14 protein-coding genes are annotated in these 15,987 nt (G+C 69.0%); 10 read left to right on the forward strand and 4 right to left on the reverse strand.

Annotation, left to right across the window (positions count from 1 at the left end):
• Positions 1–45: 45 nt before the first annotated feature.
• The 10 genes from OHB23_RS06040 to OHB23_RS06085 all read left to right on the forward strand — a co-directional run bounded on the left by OHB23_RS06040 (position 46) and on the right by OHB23_RS06085 (position 11,641).
• The gene (locus tag OHB23_RS06040; RefSeq protein WP_056441321.1) at positions 46–1,344 is read left to right on the forward strand and encodes an acetyl-CoA C-acetyltransferase; all 1,299 of its coding nucleotides are present in this window, start codon (positions 46–48) and stop codon (positions 1,342–1,344) included.
• Between the two features lie 281 nt (positions 1,345–1,625).
• On the forward strand, positions 1,626–2,630 hold the full coding sequence (locus OHB23_RS06045; RefSeq protein WP_328811102.1) for a reverse transcriptase family protein: 1,005 nt from the start codon (positions 1,626–1,628) through the stop codon (positions 2,628–2,630).
• Positions 2,566–2,898 (forward strand): hypothetical protein, encoded by a 333-nt coding sequence (locus OHB23_RS06050; RefSeq protein ID WP_328811103.1) that lies wholly within the window; start codon positions 2,566–2,568, stop codon positions 2,896–2,898. Before OHB23_RS06045 ends, OHB23_RS06050 begins: the two co-directional genes overlap by 65 nt.
• A gap of 200 nt (positions 2,899–3,098) precedes the next feature.
• Positions 3,099–4,832, forward strand: a complete 1,734-nt coding sequence (locus OHB23_RS06055) for a VanW family protein (RefSeq protein WP_328811104.1) — start codon at positions 3,099–3,101, stop codon at positions 4,830–4,832.
• Positions 4,833–4,940: 108 nt separating this feature from the next.
• The gene (locus tag OHB23_RS06060; protein ID WP_328811105.1) at positions 4,941–5,444 is read left to right on the forward strand and encodes a flavin reductase family protein; all 504 of its coding nucleotides are present in this window, start codon (positions 4,941–4,943) and stop codon (positions 5,442–5,444) included.
• A gap of 171 nt (positions 5,445–5,615) precedes the next feature.
• Entirely contained in the window at positions 5,616–7,202 is a 1,587-nt protein-coding gene (locus OHB23_RS06065; RefSeq protein WP_307097675.1) for a carboxyl transferase domain-containing protein, read from the forward strand.
• A 5-nt stretch (positions 7,203–7,207) separates the two neighbouring features.
• Positions 7,208–9,202 (forward strand): acetyl/propionyl/methylcrotonyl-CoA carboxylase subunit alpha, encoded by a 1,995-nt coding sequence (locus tag OHB23_RS06070; protein ID WP_328811106.1) that lies wholly within the window; start codon positions 7,208–7,210, stop codon positions 9,200–9,202.
• Entirely contained in the window at positions 9,199–10,368 is a 1,170-nt protein-coding gene (locus tag OHB23_RS06075; protein ID WP_027506197.1) for an acyl-CoA dehydrogenase family protein, read from the forward strand. Before OHB23_RS06070 ends, OHB23_RS06075 begins: the two co-directional genes overlap by 4 nt.
• Positions 10,365–10,844 carry a MaoC family dehydratase gene (locus OHB23_RS06080; protein ID WP_027506198.1) on the forward strand — a complete coding sequence of 160 codons (480 nt, stop codon included), beginning with the start codon at positions 10,365–10,367 and terminating at the stop codon, positions 10,842–10,844. The genes OHB23_RS06075 and OHB23_RS06080 overlap by 4 nt, the downstream gene beginning before the upstream one ends.
• 20 nt (positions 10,845–10,864) lie before the next feature.
• A complete protein-coding gene (locus OHB23_RS06085; protein ID WP_328811597.1) occupies positions 10,865–11,641 on the forward strand; it encodes an HpcH/HpaI aldolase/citrate lyase family protein in 777 nt (258 codons plus the stop codon).
• Here the strand turns inward: OHB23_RS06085 and OHB23_RS06090 are convergent.
• The 4 genes from OHB23_RS06090 to OHB23_RS06105 form a co-directional block, all read right to left on the reverse strand.
• Complete coding sequence (locus OHB23_RS06090) at positions 11,638–12,108, reverse strand: DUF4383 domain-containing protein (protein ID WP_222632151.1); 471 nt, start codon at positions 12,106–12,108, stop codon at positions 11,638–11,640. The two genes, OHB23_RS06085 and OHB23_RS06090, sit on opposite strands and share 4 nt — an antisense overlap.
• A 181-nt stretch (positions 12,109–12,289) precedes the next feature.
• Positions 12,290–14,125, reverse strand: a complete 1,836-nt coding sequence (locus tag OHB23_RS06095; RefSeq protein ID WP_027506200.1) for an acyl-CoA dehydrogenase — start codon at positions 14,123–14,125, stop codon at positions 12,290–12,292.
• A 125-nt stretch (positions 14,126–14,250) separates the two neighbouring features.
• The gene (locus OHB23_RS06100) at positions 14,251–14,853 is read right to left on the reverse strand and encodes a class I SAM-dependent methyltransferase (RefSeq protein WP_222649874.1); all 603 of its coding nucleotides are present in this window, start codon (positions 14,851–14,853) and stop codon (positions 14,251–14,253) included.
• Positions 14,854–15,942: a CaiB/BaiF CoA transferase family protein gene (locus tag OHB23_RS06105; RefSeq protein WP_328811107.1), complete on the reverse strand. Its 1,089-nt coding sequence runs from the start codon at positions 15,940–15,942 to the stop codon at positions 14,854–14,856.
• Between the last annotated feature and the right edge of the window lie 45 nt (positions 15,943–15,987).

Consider the following 15,987-nt stretch of genomic DNA (forward strand, 5'->3'; position numbering starts at 1 on the left):
GCCCCGACTGTGGCCGCGCCATCTGCGCACAGGGAGAATCGTTCGATGACCAGCAAAGAGAAGCGCCCCGTCGCGATCCTCGGTGGAAACAGAATACCGTTCGCGCGCTCGAACAAGGTGTACGCCAACGCCTCGAACCAGGACATGTTGACGGCGGCCGTCGACGGTCTCGTCTCCCGCTTCAACCTGCAGGGTGAGCGGCTCGGCCTCGTGGCCGGTGGTGCGGTGCTCAAGCACAGCCGCGACTTCAACCTCACCCGCGAGGTCGTCCTGGGCAGCGCGCTGAGCCCGTACACCCCGGCGTTCGACCTGCAGCAGGCCTGCGGCACGAGCATGCAGACGGTCATCGCCGTCGGCGATGCCATCGCGTCGGGCCGGATCGACGTGGGAATCGGCAGCGGTGTCGACACCACGTCCGACGCGCCCATCAGCGTCAACAACGAGCTGCGCGAGTTCCTGCTCACGCTCAACCGGGCGAAGAGCACCGCCGACCGCCTCAAGCTGCTCGCGGGCGTCCGCCCGTCGATGCTGGGGATCGAGATCCCGAAGAACGGCGAGCCCCGCACCGGCATGTCGATGGGCGAGCACGCCGCCGTCACGGCCAAGGAGTTCGGCGTGCGCCGCGAGGACCAGGACGCCCTCGCCGCGGCCAGCCACCAGAACATGGCGAAGGCCTACGACAGTGGCTTCTTCGACGACCTGGTCACCCCGTACCTCGGTCTGACCCGCGACGACAACCTGCGTCCGGACTCCACGGCCGAGAAGCTGGCCAAGCTGAAGCCCGTGTTCGGCACCTCGCTGGGCGACGCCACGATGACGGCCGGCAACTCGACGCCGCTCACCGACGGCGCGTCCTCCGTGCTGCTGTCCACCGACGAGTGGGCCGCGCAGCACAACCTGCCGGTGCTCGCGCACCTCGTCGACTCGGAGTTCGCGGCCGTGGACTACATCCACGGCAACGGCTCGTACAAGGACGGCCTGCTCATGGCGCCGACGTACGCCATCCCGCGTCTGCTCGAGCGCAACGGCCTGACACTGCAGGACTTCGACTACTACGAGATCCACGAGGCCTTCGCCTCCGTGGTGCTCGCGACGCTGCAGGCCTTCGAGAGCGACGAGTACTGCAAGGAGCGTCTGGGTCTCGACGGTGCGCTGGGATCGATCGATCGCAGCAAGCTGAACGTGAACGGCTCCTCGCTGGCCGCGGGTCACCCGTTCGCGGCGACCGGCGGACGCGTCGTGGCCACGCTCGCGAAGATGTTGGCGCAGAAGGGTTCCGGCCGCGGACTCATCTCCATCTGTGCCGCCGGTGGCCAGGGCATCACGGCCATCGTGGAGGCCTGAGCCTCCCGTACCGAACACGAGGACCCGGCTGCGAGGGGTGGCCGGGTCCTCTGCCGTTTCCCGGACCGAGCGGTCTGCGTCTGGCACAGTGGCGGGGTGCAGCGGTGGCGAGGCGAGAGTGGGTCCTGCGCGACCCTCCTCGAGGGCAACCCTCGGGAACATTCACGGAATCGGGCACTGCGTCCGACGCACCTCGGCACGCTCCGCGTGCTGGAGCGCGACGACGACGAGAGTCTCAGGTCGCCTCGCCCCGCCGCACGTCCCCGGACCACAGCTCGCTGATGTCCGAGTCGTTCTGGCATCACCGCACGGCGCGCATGATCGCACCGCGCCTGGTCGACATCGCGTGGAACAGCACCGAGCTCGGTGAGGTGCTGGCCCGGTTCGAGCACGTCGCGGACGTCGAGACGCTCATCACCAGGCTCCTCGAGCGGCGTAACCATGCGCCCGATTCGACGGAGGTCGCCGCCGAACTCCTCGAGGTCATCGGGTATCCCGGTGATCCGTTCGTCCTCCCCGCGCCGCCCGTCCGTCCCACTCCGGCGGTGCGCTTCGGGGTTCCCGCGTTCGCGACGACCGCCGAGCTCGCCGCGTCACTGGACGTCACCGTCTCCGAACTCGACTGGTTCGCCGACGTCGGCGGCTGGTTGCGTCGGGCGGCTCCGCCGCTGCGCCACTACCGGGCTCGTGAGGTGGCCAAGAGTCGCGGCGGGACGCGCATCCTGGAGATTCCCAAGCCGAGACTGCGCGAGATGCAGCGGCGCGTGCTCCACCGCGTCCTCGATCACGTGGTGCCGCATCCTGCCGCTCACGGTTTCCGGGCCGGTCGGAGTGCCGTGACCTTCGCGCGCCCGCACGAGGGCCGGGACGTCGTCGTCCGGGTCGATCTCGCGGACTTCTTCCCGACGGTGACGAGGCCGCGCGTGCGCGCCGTGTTCGAGGCCTGCGGGTACCCGTACCGGGTGGCGTCGGTCCTCGCCGGCGTCTGCACCACCGCGACGCCGGTCGACGAGGTCGCCGGTCTGGCCCGGACTCAGGCGGCATTGCTGCGCGTCCCGCACCTCCCGCAGGGAGCACCGACCTCGCCCGCGCTCGCCAATCTGGTGTCCCGCGGACTCGACCGGACTCGACCGTCGCGTCGCGGGCCTCGCCCGCGCCCGTGGGCTCGTCTACACCCGCTACGCCGACGACCTGGCGCTGTCGGGCCCGTCGGACACCGATGTGGGCACGATCCTCTGGGCGCTCGACCGCATCGTGCGCGACGAGGGCTTCGTGGTGAACGGTGACAAGACTCACGTCGCGCGTGCACACCGTCGGCAGACGCTGGCCGGGCTGGTGGTGAACGAGAGTGCCGCGGCGCCCCGCGACCGCTACGACGCACTCCGCGCGCTGCTCCACAACAGTGTTCGTACCGGTGCCGCTGCCCAGAATCGTGCAGGTGTACCGGACTTCCGTGCCTCGGTGTACGGGCAGATCGCCTGGATCGGCGAAAGCAGTCCTTCGCGGCGGTCACGACTTCTGGCCATGGCGGAACGAGTCGATTGGGACTCCTGACAGATTCGGGACGTTCGGTCTGATTCGAGTTGTAACGAGTGCGGTCGTCCGGCGATACTCCTCATGGCTCCGCATCGCTGCCTGACCCCCGACCCGGCAGCGGTGCGGAGCCGTCTTCGTGAGGAGTCGGGCTCCGACCCCAGTGGGTAGGCTCGAGCAGAGGGCGAACGCGCCTGTTCAGCACGACGGAAGGGAGCCGGGTGACCGAGGACGTACCGGCGCAGCACGAGCACCGGACCGCCCCCGAGGGCACGCGCTCCACCCGCCGGCGCACGATCGCGCTGTCCGCGGCCGGCGGCGTCGTCGCCGTGGCCGCGCTCCTGTACGCCGCCGACTGGTTCACCTCCACCGGTGACATCCCCCGCGGCGTGACCGTCGCGGGCGTCGAGGTCGGCGGCCGCAGTGTGGCGGAGGCGGACAACCGGCTCCGCGACGCCCTGGGTCCGCGCACCGACGCCCCGGTGGACGTGCGCGCGGACGATGTCGCCGCCACCCTCACCCCGGCCGCCGCCGGTCTCGGAATCGACTGGGCAGCAACCCTCGATCGTGCCGGCGACCAGCCTCTCTCCCCGTTCACCAGGCTCGCGTCGTTCTTCGGCACCCGCGAGATCGGTGTCGTGTCCACTGTCGACGACGCGGCACTCACCGCCGCCGTCGGATCGTTGTCCCCGCAGGTCGACCGCCCCGCGGTGGAGGGCGACGTGGTCATCGAGGCCGGCGTGCCCCGCGCCGTCGGACCCGTTCCCGGACGCACGCTCGACGTACCGGGTGCGGCGTCCGCGTTCCGCACCGACTGGGCCGAGGGCGGTCCGGTGGAGCTCCCCGTCGTCGTCGAGGACGTCGAGGTCGACGCTGCCGCGATCGACGCGGCGATCCAGGACGTGGCGACGCCCGCGGTGTCGGCGCCGGTGGTCGTGACCGGCGAGGACGGTGCGACGACGACGCTCGCACCCGATCGCGTCGGCGAGGTCCTGAGCTTCGAACCGGACGACGACGGCGGTCTGCGGCCGGTGTACGACACGAATGCCGCGATCGGCATCCTCGCGCCCGGGCTGGCGGCCACCGAGACCCGGCCCGTCGACGCGCGCTTCGACTTCTCCGGGGGCCGACCCGTGGTGGTTCCGTCCGTCGACGGCACCGAGGTGCGCTGGCCGGAGACACTGGCCACCCTGCCGGACCTGCTGGCGGCGTCCGGTGACGCGCGCACCACCGTCGCGCAGTACGGACCGCGTCCGGCGGCACTGACCACGGACGCGGCGAACGCTCTCGGAATCCGGGAAGTGATCAGCGAGTACACGACCGGCGGGTTCGAGTACGCGTCGGGTGTCAACATCGGTCTCACGGCGGACATCGTGAACGGCGCCGTGGTGAAGCCGGGCGAGACGTTCTCACTCAACGGCTACACCGGTCCCCGCGGGACGGCGCAGGGGTTCGTCGAGTCGGGCATCATCGACAACGGCCGACCCGATCGCGCCGTCGGCGGAGGCATCAGCCAGTTCGCCACCACCCTGTACAACGCCGGCTACTTCGGCGGCATGGACGACGTCGATCACACCGAACACAGCTACTACATCAGCCGCTACCCCGAGGCCCGCGAGGCGACGGTCTTCGAGGGCGCGATCGATCTGCAGTTCCGGAACCCGGCGTCGACGGGTGTGGTCGTCGAGTCGTTCGCCGACGGATCCTCCGTCACCGTGCGGTTGTGGGGCACCAAGACCGTCGAGGTGGAGTCGATCACCGGCTCCCGCAGCCGACCCACCACGCCGGACACAGTCCGGCTGCCGCGCGGAGAGCAATGTGTCGCGTCGAGCGGAGCGCCCGGCTTCACCACCAGCGACACCCGGATCATCCGCGACGCGGCGACGGGTGCGGAGATCTCGCGGAACACGCGCACGGTGCGCTACGACCCGGTGCCGATCGTCCGCTGCGAGTGAGGCCCGCCGTTGGGCTCGGCGTGATCCGAATCCAGGGGCTGTGACCTTGCCCAGTGCCGGGCCCGCGATGGTGGCGGCGGATGGCGCGCGGCCCTACCGTGGGGTTCCATGAGTCAGACCGCATCCTCCGAGCTCGACCAGGCGACCCTCCGTCAGGCGTACGGCACCTTCCCGAGTGGGGTCGTCGCCATCGCGGCTCGCATCGGCGACGTGCCGGTCGGTCTGGCCGCGAGCAGTTTCGTGTCGGTCTCCCTCGACCCGCCGCTGGTCGCGGTGTGCATCCAGACCACGTCGACCACGTGGCCCAAGTTCCGCGACGCGACGCACATCGGCATCAGCGTTCTCGGCGAGGCTCACGACGTGGCCGCGCGCAGCCTCGCGGCGAAGACGGGTGACCGGTTCGCTGGTCTGACGCTGGAGACGACGCCCGACGGGGCCATCTTCATCGACGGCGCGTCCTCGTGGCTCGACACCACGATCGAGCAGGAGCTGCCGGCGGGTGATCACGCCATCGTCCTGCTGCGCGTGCACGGTCTCGAGGTGCACTCCGACGTCGCGCCCATCGTGTTCCAGGGCAGCCGCTTCCGAAAGCTGGTCGTCGAGCAGCGCTGAGTCTCGTCCTCCGATGTCGAGCGAGAATCCGCGGATCCGCAGATTCCCGAGCGATCGGGTGGCTCCGCACGCGCGCCTGGCGATCCACGCATCCGCCGTGGACTTTCAGTTAATCATCGTTTACTGTCCTGGTTAGTGAGTGTTAACTGACGGACGGGCTGAGCGATGACGATGCTGGACGGTGCTCGAACCGAGCGCACGAGCAGGCGGGACGACCACCTCGCGCTGGTCGACGAGCTGCACCGAGCCATGGCGGCCGCTGCCCGCGGCGGCAGTGACGCCTCCCGTGAGCGCCATGTCTCCCGCGGCAAGCTGCTTCCGCGCGACCGTGTCGACACGCTGCTCGACGACGGCAGCCCGTTCCTCGAGATCGCCCCGCTGGCCGCGAACGGCATGTACGACGATGCGTGCCCGGGCGCCGGTGTGATCGCCGGAATCGGCCGGGTGTCGGGCCGCGAGGTGATGGTCGTGGCCAACGACGCCACGGTCAAGGGCGGCACGTACTACCCGATGACCGTCAAGAAGCATCTGCGCGCGCAGGAGATCGCCCTGCAGAACCGGCTGCCCTGCGTGTACCTCGTCGACTCGGGTGGCGCGTTCCTGCCGATGCAGGACGACGTGTTCCCCGACCGGGAACACTTCGGCCGGATCTTCTTCAACCAGGCGACGATGAGTGCGAAGGGCATCGCCCAGATCGCGGCGGTGATGGGGTCCTGCACCGCCGGTGGCGCGTACGTGCCCGCGATGAGCGACGAGGCGATCATCGTCCGCAACCAGGGCACCATCTTCCTGGGTGGACCGCCGCTGGTGAAGGCGGCCACCGGCGAGGTGGTCACGGCCGAGGACCTCGGTGGCGGCGACGTCCACTCCAAGATCTCGGGCGTGACGGATCACCTCGCGACCGACGATCGTGACGCGCTCCGCCGGGTCCGCGCGATCGTGGCGACCCTCGGCCCCCGCACGCCGTCGCCGTGGGAGGTACGCACACCGCTGCCTGCGAGCGATCAGTCGGAGCTGTACGACGTGGTGCCGACAGATCCGCGCACCCCGTACGACGTGCACGAGGTGATCACCCGCCTGGTGGACGGTGGGCAGTTCCAGGAGTTCAAGGCCGAGTACGGCACCACGCTGGTGACCGGGTTCGCCCACATCGACGGCCACCCGGTAGGCATCGTTGCGAACAACGGTGTGCTGTTCGGTGAGTCCGCAGTGAAGGGCGCCCACTTCATCGAGCTGTGTGACAAGCGCAGCGTCCCGTTGCTGTTCCTGCAGAACATCACCGGCTTCATGGTCGGGCGGGAGTACGAGGCGGGCGGCATCGCCAAGCACGGCGCGAAGATGGTCACCGCGGTGGCGTGTGCCCGGGTACCGAAGCTGACGGTCGTCATCGGCGGGTCCTACGGCGCGGGCAACTACTCGATGTGCGGACGCGCGTACTCGCCGCGCTTCCTGTGGATGTGGCCGAACGCGCGCATCTCCGTCATGGGCGGGGAGCAGGCGGCGTCGGTGCTCGCGACCGTGCGCAGCGATCAGCGGTCCGCGTCCGGCGAGCCGTGGACCGAGGACGAGCAGGAGCGGTTCAAGGAACCCATCCGCCGTCAGTACGAGGAGCAGGGCAACCCGTACCACTCGACGGCGCGGCTGTGGGACGACGGCATCATCGATCCGGCCGACACCAGAACTGTTCTCTCACTTGCTCTGTCGGTGTGCGCCAACGCGCCGCTCGAGCCGGTGTCCTACGGCGTCTTCAGGATGTGAGTGTGATGACCACGATCGACACGGTGCTCGTCGCGAATCGCGGTGAGATCGCCGTCCGGGTGTTCCGGACACTGCGCACCATGGGAATTCGCTCCGTCGCGGTGTACAGCGACGCGGACGCCGACGCGCTGCACGTGCGCTCCGCGGACACCGCGGTACGACTGGGTCCGGCGCCCGCACGCGAGAGCTATCTGAACATCGACAAGGTGATCGACGCGGCTCTCGCCAGCGGCGCCGACGCGATCCACCCCGGATACGGGTTCCTCTCGGAGAATGCGGCATTCGCGGCGGCGTGCGAGAAGAACGGCATCACGTTCATCGGCCCGCCGACACGTGCGATCGAGACCATGGGCGACAAGATCACGGCGAAGAAGGCGGTCTCCGCGTTCGACGTGCCGGTGGTGCCCGGTATCGCGGAACCCGGACTCACGGACGACGAACTGATCGCGGCCGCGGGCGACATCGGCTACCCCGTGCTGATCAAGCCGTCGGCCGGTGGCGGCGGCAAGGGCATGCATCTGGTCGAACGAGCCGAGGACCTGGCGGCGGCACTGGTGCGGGCCAGGCGAGAGGCGGCGTCGTCGTTCGGCGACGACACCCTCTTCCTCGAACGATTCGTGTTGCGTCCCCGGCACATCGAGGTGCAGGTGATGGCGGACGCCCACGGCCACGTGATCCATCTCGGTGAGCGCGAGTGCTCGCTGCAGCGCCGTCACCAGAAGGTGATCGAGGAGGCGCCGTCGCCGTTGCTCGACGAGGTGACGCGGGCGCGGATCGGCGAGGCCGCGTGTGCGACCGCGCGCAGTGTCGACTATGTCGGCGCCGGCACCGTCGAGTTCATCGTCTCCGCCGACGCGCCCGACGACTTCTTCTTCATGGAGATGAACACCCGTCTGCAGGTGGAGCATCCGGTGACCGAGGAGGTCACCGGCATCGATCTCGTGGAGCTGCAGATACGGACGGCAGCGGGCGACACGCTGCCGCTGCAGCAGGAGGATGTGACGTTGACCGGTCACGCGATCGAGGCGCGTGTCTACGCGGAGGATCCGGGCCATGGCTTCCTGCCCACCGGCGGCCGCGTGATCGGACTGCACGAACCGGCGGGCACCGGTGTCCGCGTGGACTCGTCGCTCGCACCGGACACGGTGGTGGGCAGCGACTACGACCCGATGCTGGCCAAGGTCATCGCGCACGGTCGGGACCGCGCCGAGGCACTGCGCATCCTGCGGCGGGCGCTCGGCGAGACGGCGGTGCTCGGCGTGGGCACCAACATCGACTTCCTCTCGTACCTGCTGGCCGATCCCGACGTCACCGCCGGCCGTCTGGACACGGGCCTGCTGGACCGGGTCGCACCCGACTACGCGGCGCCCGTCGCGACGGACGAGGTCATCGCCGCCGCAGCCGTGTTCGACTGGTGCGCAGCCTGGCCCGCGCAGGACGACGGCGCGTGGACCGTTCCGAACGGGTGGCGTCTCGGTGGTCGGAGCGCACCGACGACAGTCCTCGTCGAGGACGCCGGGCGGCAGCGCACCGTCGCGGTGACCGGGTCGCCGAGCGACGCGGCGGTGACCGTCGACGGCGGAGATGCTCGGTCGCTGACGGTGACTCTCGACGGTGCGACTCTCGTGGTCGCGATCGACGGTCGCCGGACGACGTACAGGGCTGCGCGGGACGCGGACGGGCTCTGGCTCGCGGCTTCCGGTGGTGTGTGGCATCTGCGCCCCGCCGCGGAGATCGACCTCGCCGCCGGGGGCGAGATGGAGCTCGAGGACACGGTGCGCAGCCCCATGCCGGGCACCGTGATCGCCGTCGAGGTGGCGAACGGTGACACCGTCACGGCCGGAACCGTTCTCGTGGTCGTGGAGGCCATGAAGATGGAGCACGCCCTCACTGCTCCCGCGGACGGCATCGTCGAGGTGACGGTGGCGACAGGCGACCAGGTCGCCGTGAACCAGGTACTCGCACGCATGACCACGGACCCGAAAGAGGATGCAGCATGAGCACATCGACCGTCGCGGGACACAGCCTGTTGTCCGACGAGCACCAGCAGCTGATCGCCTCGGTGCGCGACTTCGCTCGCACCGTGGTGGCGCCCGTCGCCGCGCAGCACGATCGCGACCACACGTTTCCCTACGAGGTGGTCCGCGGCATGGCGGACATGGGACTGTTCGGACTGCCGTTCCCCGAGGAGTACGGCGGCATGGGCGGCGACTACTTCGCGCTGTGCCTCGCCCTCGAGGAGCTGGGCAAGGTGGATCAGAGCGTCGCGATCACGCTCGAAGCCGGTGTCTCCCTGGGCGCGATGCCCGTGTACCGCTTCGGTACGGACGCGCAGAAGAAGGAGTGGCTCCCCAAGCTGACGTCGGGCCGGGCGCTCGGCGCGTTCGGCCTCACCGAGCCCGGTGCCGGCAGCGACGCCGGCGGTACGCGCACCACCGCGGTGCGCGACGGTGATCACTGGGTGATCAACGGGTCGAAGCAGTTCATCACGAACTCCGGCACCGACATCACCGAGCTGGTGACGGTGACCGCCGTGACCGGAACCGATGCCTCCGGGCGTAAGCAGATCTCCTCGATCATCGTGCCGACGGACACCCCCGGCTTCGAGGCCGGTCCCGCGTACGACAAGGTCGGGTGGAACGCCTCGGACACTCACCCCCTGTCGTTCACCGATGTTCGTGTGCCGCTGGAGAACCTGCTCGGCGACGAGGGCCGTGGTTACGCCGGGTTCCTGCAGATCCTTGACGAGGGCCGTATCGCCATCGCTGCGCTCGCCGTCGGTGTGGCGCAGGGGTGCGTCGACGAGAGTGTGAAGTACGCGAAGGAGCGCGAGGCGTTCGGTACCGCCATCGGCCGGAACCAGGCCATCGCATTCAAGATCGCCCGCATGGAGGCGCGCGCCTACGCCGCCCGGACCGCCTACTACGACGCTGCAGCGCTCATGTCGGCGGGCAAGCCCTTCAAGAAGGAAGCGGCCATCGCCAAGCTGATCTCGTCGGAGGCCGCGATGGACAACGCGCGCGACGCCACGCAGGTGCACGGCGGCTACGGGTTCATGAACGAGTACACGGTCGCGCGGCACTACCGCGACAGCAAGATCCTCGAGATCGGCGAGGGCACCACGGAGGTGCAGCTGATGCTCATCGCGCGCCAGGTGGGGCTGTGACCGAACCGGAGCGCATCGTCCAGCGCGGCCTGTGGTTCGACGAGATGACGGTGGGCACCGTCTACGAGCACCGGCCCGGGCGCACCGTCACCGAGGCGGACAACGTCCTGTTCACCACCCTCACGATGAACACGCAGGCGCTGCATCTCGACGCCGCGTACAGCGTGGACACCGCGTTCGGGGAGCGGCTCGTGAACTCGATGTGGACGCTCTCCACGCTGGTCGGGCTCTCCGTCGCCCAGCTGACGCAGGGCACCATCGTCGCGAACCTCGGGTTCTCGGAGATCAGCTTCCCGAAGCCGATGCTGCACGGTGACACCCTCTACGGCGAGACGGTGATCGCGGACAAGCGAGAGTCGGCGTCGAGACCCGGAGAAGGCGTCGTGACGTTCGAGCACACGGGCCGCAATCAGCACGGCGACGTCGTCGCGCGCGCCGTGCGGAAGACCCTCGTCCGGATGGCTCCCGCGTCGTGACGGGGCTCGGTCCGGTCTGGATGTTCTGCCCGGCCGACAGGCCCGAGCGCTACCGGAAGGCCGCCGCGGCAGCAGACGTGGTGATCCTGGACCTCGAGGACGCGGTGGCCCCCGGTGACAAGGAAGCGGCGCGGCAGGCCGTCGTCGACACCCCACTCGATCCGGACCGCACCGTGATCCGCGTCAACGCGCGATCGACGCCGTACTTCGAGGCTGATCTGGCAGCCCTGTCCGAGACGGTCTACCACCGCGTGATGGTGCCCAAGTGTGAATCGGCGCAGGACGTCTCGGCACTGGCTCCACGATCGGTGGTCGCCCTCGTCGAGACCCCACTCGGGATCCTGCACGCTGCGGATATCTGCGCAGCCGACGGGTGCGAGGGCATGATGTGGGGCGCGGAGGATCTGGTGGCCGCGCTCGGCGGAGCGTCCTCGCGTCGCGGCGACGGGTCGTATCGCGACGTGGCCGTGCACGCACGCTCGACCGCCCTGCTGGCGGCCAAGGCCTTCGGGCGCCAGGCTCTGGACTCGGTGTACCTGGACATCGCCGATCTCGACGGACTGCGCGCCGAGTCGGAGGACGCCGTCGCGGTGGGGTTCGACGCCAAGGTTGCGCTGCACCCGACGCAGGCCGCCGTGATCCGCGAGTGTTACACCCCCACAGCCGATCAGGTGGACTGGGCCCGTCGGGTCGTGGCTGCCGCCGCCACCGAGCGCGGCGTGTTCACCGTCGACGGCAGGATGGTCGACGCGCCGGTGATCCGGCACGCCGACCGCATCCTGCGGGGACTCGGCTAGCGAGTCGGTGTCGCGGTGGTACCCGTGACGACGCGCGGCAACGCGAGACCCAGCCCGATCATGCCGACGCCGAGCACGAGGTGCAGCCAGTTGTCGGCGTCGTTCAGCGGCACGAAGTTGGCGCTGCTCTCGTGGTCGATGACGAGCCCGTACACGAAGAGCACCAGGTAGATGATGCCGCCGCCGATGAGGTACAGCCTCGCCGAGGACGGTGCACGGGCCAGCAGGATCCCGGCGACGCCGAACAACAGGTGCACGATGTTGTGCAGGATCGACACCTCGAAGATGCCCAGGAGCATCGCCCCGCTGTGGTGGCCCGCGAAGGTGAGCATGTCGTAGTCCGTCGTGATGCCCGGGACGAACCCGAGCACACCGACGAGAAGGAACACGACGCCGACGATCAGTGCTCCCCATTGAACCGGTGACCGGCGGACCACGGTACGGCCCGCTCTGTTCGTGTTCGCCATGGTGGATCCTCTCCTGTCGCGAGTGGGCCTGTCCCACTGCGCAACGCGAGGTGTAGCCGGTGGGCGTCGCGATAAACGCGGTGTCGGGCCGACTCCGCGAGAGCGGCCGGGAAGCGCCCCCACCACACAGCACTGCGGCCCGGCTGGAATACCAGCCGGGCCGCAGTGGGGATTCAGCGGATCAGAACGCCGCTTCGTCGAGCTCCATGACGTCGTTGTCCAGGTCGGACAGGATCTGACGGGTGGAGGTCAGGCGGGGCAGGATGTTCTTGGCGAAGAACGACGCTGCGCCGATCTTGCCCTCGTAGAACGCCTTGTCCTTCTCGCCGGCGCCGTTGTCGAGTGCGGCGATGGCGATCTCGGACTGACGCAGCAGCAGCCAGCCGATCATCAGGTCGCCGACGCTCATGAGCAGGCGGACGGATCCGAGGCCGACCTTGTACAGCTCGGTCGGCTGCTCCTGGGCACCCATGAGGTGCTGCGTGAGCGTGGCGACCATGCCCTGCACGTCCTCGAGGGCGGTGTTCAGCAAGGCACGCTCGCTCTTGAGGCGACCGTTGCCCGCCTCGCTGTCGATCCACGTCTTGATCTGGCCGGCGACGTGGGCAAGCGCAACGCCGCGGTCCCGGGCGATCTTGCGGAAGAAGAAGTCCTGCGCCTGGATGGCCGTGGTGCCCTCGTAGAGCGAGTCGATCTTGGCGTCGCGGATGTACTGCTCGATGGGGTAGTCCTGCAGGAAGCCGGAGCCACCGAGCGTCTGGAGGCTCTGCGCCAGCTGCTCGTACGCGACCTCGGAACCCACACCCTTGACGATGGGGAGCAGCAGGTCGTTGACGCGGAACGCGGTGTCCTTGTCGGCGCCCGAGACGTGCAGTGCGGCAACCTCGTCCTGGTGAGCGGCCGTGTAGAGGAACACCGCGCGCAGGCCCTCGGCGTACGCCTTCTGCGTCATCAGCGAGCGACGGACGTCGGGGTGATGCGTGATGGAGACGCGGGGCGCGGCCTTGTCGGTCATCTGCGTCAGGTCAGCACCCTGAATGCGCTGCTTGGCGTAGTCGAGCGCGGTGAGGTACCCGGTGGACAGCGTCGAGATGGCCTTGGTGCCCACCATCATTCGAGCGTGCTCGATGACGTCGAACATCTGCGCGATGCCGTTGTGGACGTCGCCGACGAGCCAGCCCTTGGCCGGGACGCCGTGTCCTCCGAGGGTCAGCTCACAGGTGGCCGAGACCTTGAGGCCCATCTTGTGCTCGACGTTGGTGACGAACACGCCGTTGCGCTCGCCGAGTTCGCCGGTCTCGCTGTCGAAGTGGAACTTCGGGACGAAGAACAGCGACAGTCCCTTGGTGCCCGGCTTGGCGCCCTCGGGGCGAGCGAGCACGAGGTGGAAGATGTTCTCGAAGAGATCGTCCGAGTCGGCCGAGGTGATGAAGCGCTTGACGCCCTCGATGTGCCAGCTGCCGTCGGCCTGCTCGACGGCCTTGGTGCGGCCGGCGCCCACGTCCGAACCCGCGTCGGGCTCGGTGAGGACCATGGTGGCGCCCCAGTTGCGCTCGGAGGCGAGTACGGCCCATTTCTTCTGCTGCTCGTTGCCGTTGTCGGAGAGGATTTGCGCGAAGCCCGGGCCGGCGGAGTACATGAAGGCGGCGGGGTTCGATCCGAGGATCATCTCGGCGACGGCCCAGAACACCTGGCGAGGTACCGGCATGCCGCCGAGTTCCTCGTCGAGGCCCAGGTGATCCCAGCCGGCTTCCTGCAGCGCGCGGTACGACTTCTTGAACGACTCCGGGAGGGTGACGGTGTGCGTCTCGGGGTCGAAGGTCGGCGGGTTGCGGTCGGCGTCGGCGAAGGACTCCGCGAGCGGGCCCTCGGCGAGGCGGCGGACCTCGGAGAGCATGTCACGCACGGTGTCGACGTCGAGATCGCCGAACTGTCCGGACTCGAGCGTCTTGTCCAGGGCGAACAGCTCGAACAGGTTGAACTCGAGATCGCGAAGATTGCTCTTGTAATGACCCATGGTGATGCGTTCTCCGTCTCAGTGGTGCGGTCCGGCCTCGGTACCGCCTGTGTGGCCCGGCGCTACCTACTCGCCAGTAACATACGGCTATGTTACGCCGGATCGGGAACACTGCCAATAGGGGTCTACTCGTCGGTAACTCGTCCCACCACAAGGGCGTCGATCGCTGCGGAATCACCTACGTGCCGCACCCTGTCCTCGGCGACGAGAATGCGCATCCTGTCGCCGATGTCCGCGACCAGATCGTCTGGGCTGTACAGGATCTCGGGATCCTGAGGACCACCGACGCCATTCTTCAGATTGGCAGAATGGTGACCCACGATCACGAGGATTCCCTCATGTTTCAACGCCCGGACGGCAGTCGCGAGGACGTTTTCACGCTCGGTCCGCGATAAATGCAGGTAGGCGATGACAACGAGATCATAATTCCGCTCGGGTGTGAGTGTGGTCACGTCCGCGTGGACCCACCGCACTCGCTCGCGGATCGACGCGGTGGCCGTGGCGGCGATGCGGACCGCCTTGGTCAGCGCCACGCTGCTGAAGTCGACGGCGTCGACACTCCATCCGCGCGTGGCGAGCCAGAGGGCGTTGCGCCCCTCGCCGCACGCGAGATCGAGCGCCCGGCCGCGCGGCAGGGAGGTGCAGAACTCGACGACCATGTCGTTCGGCGGTGCGCCCCAGATGAGTTCGGCGCGTTCGTACTTGGCGTCCCAGGCCGCGGCGTCCACTCAGTTCCAGACCGAGTCGGGGTCGACGGACGAGCGGGCCGGACCCGCCGGCGTGGACGTGGCGGTACGCCCGAAACGCGGCGCCGGGGCGTGCTGGGTGACCGCGTCGATGTCGATGAGGCTGCCGCGTTCGGCCATGTGGCGGTGGCGCGTGGCCTCGTCGAAGGTCAGCACGGGGGTGACGCAGGCGTCCGTGCCGTCGAAGACGGCGGCCCACTCGTCGCGCGTGCGGGAGGCGAACACCTCCGTGAAGGTCGACCGCAGCGTCGGCCACTGCTCGCGGTCGAGCTGGTGCGGCAAGGCCGACGGATCGAGCCCGAGTCCCTGCAGCATCGCGGCGTAGAACTGGGGTTCCAGCGCGCCGACGGCGACGTGCTTGCCGTCGGACGTCTCGTACGTGTCGTAGAACGGGGCACCGGTGTCCAGCAGGTTCGTGCCGCGCTCGTCGGACCACATGCCGATCCCGCGCCACCCCCAGATCATGTGCGACAACGCGACGGTGCCGTCGACCATGGCCGCGTCGATCACCTGGCCCTTCCCGGACCGACCGCGCTCGACCAGCGCTGCGAGAATGCCCATGACGAGGAACATCGATCCACCGCCGAAGTCGCCGACCATGTTCATCGGGGGTACCGGGCGCTCACCCTCGCGTCCGATCGCGTGCAGCACTCCGGTGACCGAGATGTAGTTGATGTCGTGTCCCGCGACCTGCGACCACGGACCCTCCTGGCCCCACCCCGTCATGCGTCCGTAGACCAGACCGGGGTTGCGCTCGGCGACGACGTCGGGTCCGAGACCCATGCGCTCGGTGACCCCCGGACGGAAGCCCTCGATGAGGACGTCGGCGCGGGAGATCAGGTCGAGCACCCGTTCCAGCTCGGCCGGATCCTTCAGGTTCGCCTCGACGATGCGGCGGTTGCGGAGCAGGGGGTCGCCCGGTGATCCCTCGGCCGGCAACGCGCCCGCACGCTGGACGCGCACGACGTCGGCGCCGAGGTCGGCCAGCAGCGTCGCGGTGTGCGGTCCGGGGCCGATGCCCGCGAGTTCCACGACCTTGATTCCGGCGAGAGGTCCACCTGCAGTAGTCATGGCGCGACCCTATCCACCGGAACCTGCCCGACGACAGGACCGGAC

Source organism: Rhodococcus sp. NBC_00294, assembly GCF_036163995.1.
Lineage (GTDB): Bacteria > Actinomycetota > Actinomycetes > Mycobacteriales > Mycobacteriaceae > Rhodococcoides.

Bases quoted from the DNA above. Each gene is read 5' to 3' on its own strand.
- OHB23_RS06090 (WP_222632151.1), bottom strand. From the start codon at position 12,108: ATGGCGAACACGAACAGAGCGGGCCGTACCGTGGTCCGCCGGTCACCG.
- OHB23_RS06065 (WP_307097675.1), top strand. From the start codon at position 5,616: ATGCTGGACGGTGCTCGAACCGAGCGCACGAGCAGGCGGGACGACCAC.
- OHB23_RS06070 (WP_328811106.1), top strand. From the start codon at position 7,208: ATGACCACGATCGACACGGTGCTCGTCGCGAATCGCGGTGAGATCGCC.
- OHB23_RS06075 (WP_027506197.1), top strand. From the start codon at position 9,199: ATGAGCACATCGACCGTCGCGGGACACAGCCTGTTGTCCGACGAGCAC.
- OHB23_RS06085 (WP_328811597.1), top strand. From the start codon at position 10,865: ATGTTCTGCCCGGCCGACAGGCCCGAGCGCTACCGGAAGGCCGCCGCG.
- OHB23_RS06060 (WP_328811105.1), top strand. From the start codon at position 4,941: ATGAGTCAGACCGCATCCTCCGAGCTCGACCAGGCGACCCTCCGTCAG.
- OHB23_RS06105 (WP_328811107.1), bottom strand. From the start codon at position 15,942: ATGACTACTGCAGGTGGACCTCTCGCCGGAATCAAGGTCGTGGAACTC.
- OHB23_RS06045 (WP_328811102.1), top strand. From the start codon at position 1,626: ATGTCCGAGTCGTTCTGGCATCACCGCACGGCGCGCATGATCGCACCG.
- OHB23_RS06095 (WP_027506200.1), bottom strand. From the start codon at position 14,125: ATGGGTCATTACAAGAGCAATCTTCGCGATCTCGAGTTCAACCTGTTC.
- OHB23_RS06040 (WP_056441321.1), top strand. From the start codon at position 46: ATGACCAGCAAAGAGAAGCGCCCCGTCGCGATCCTCGGTGGAAACAGA.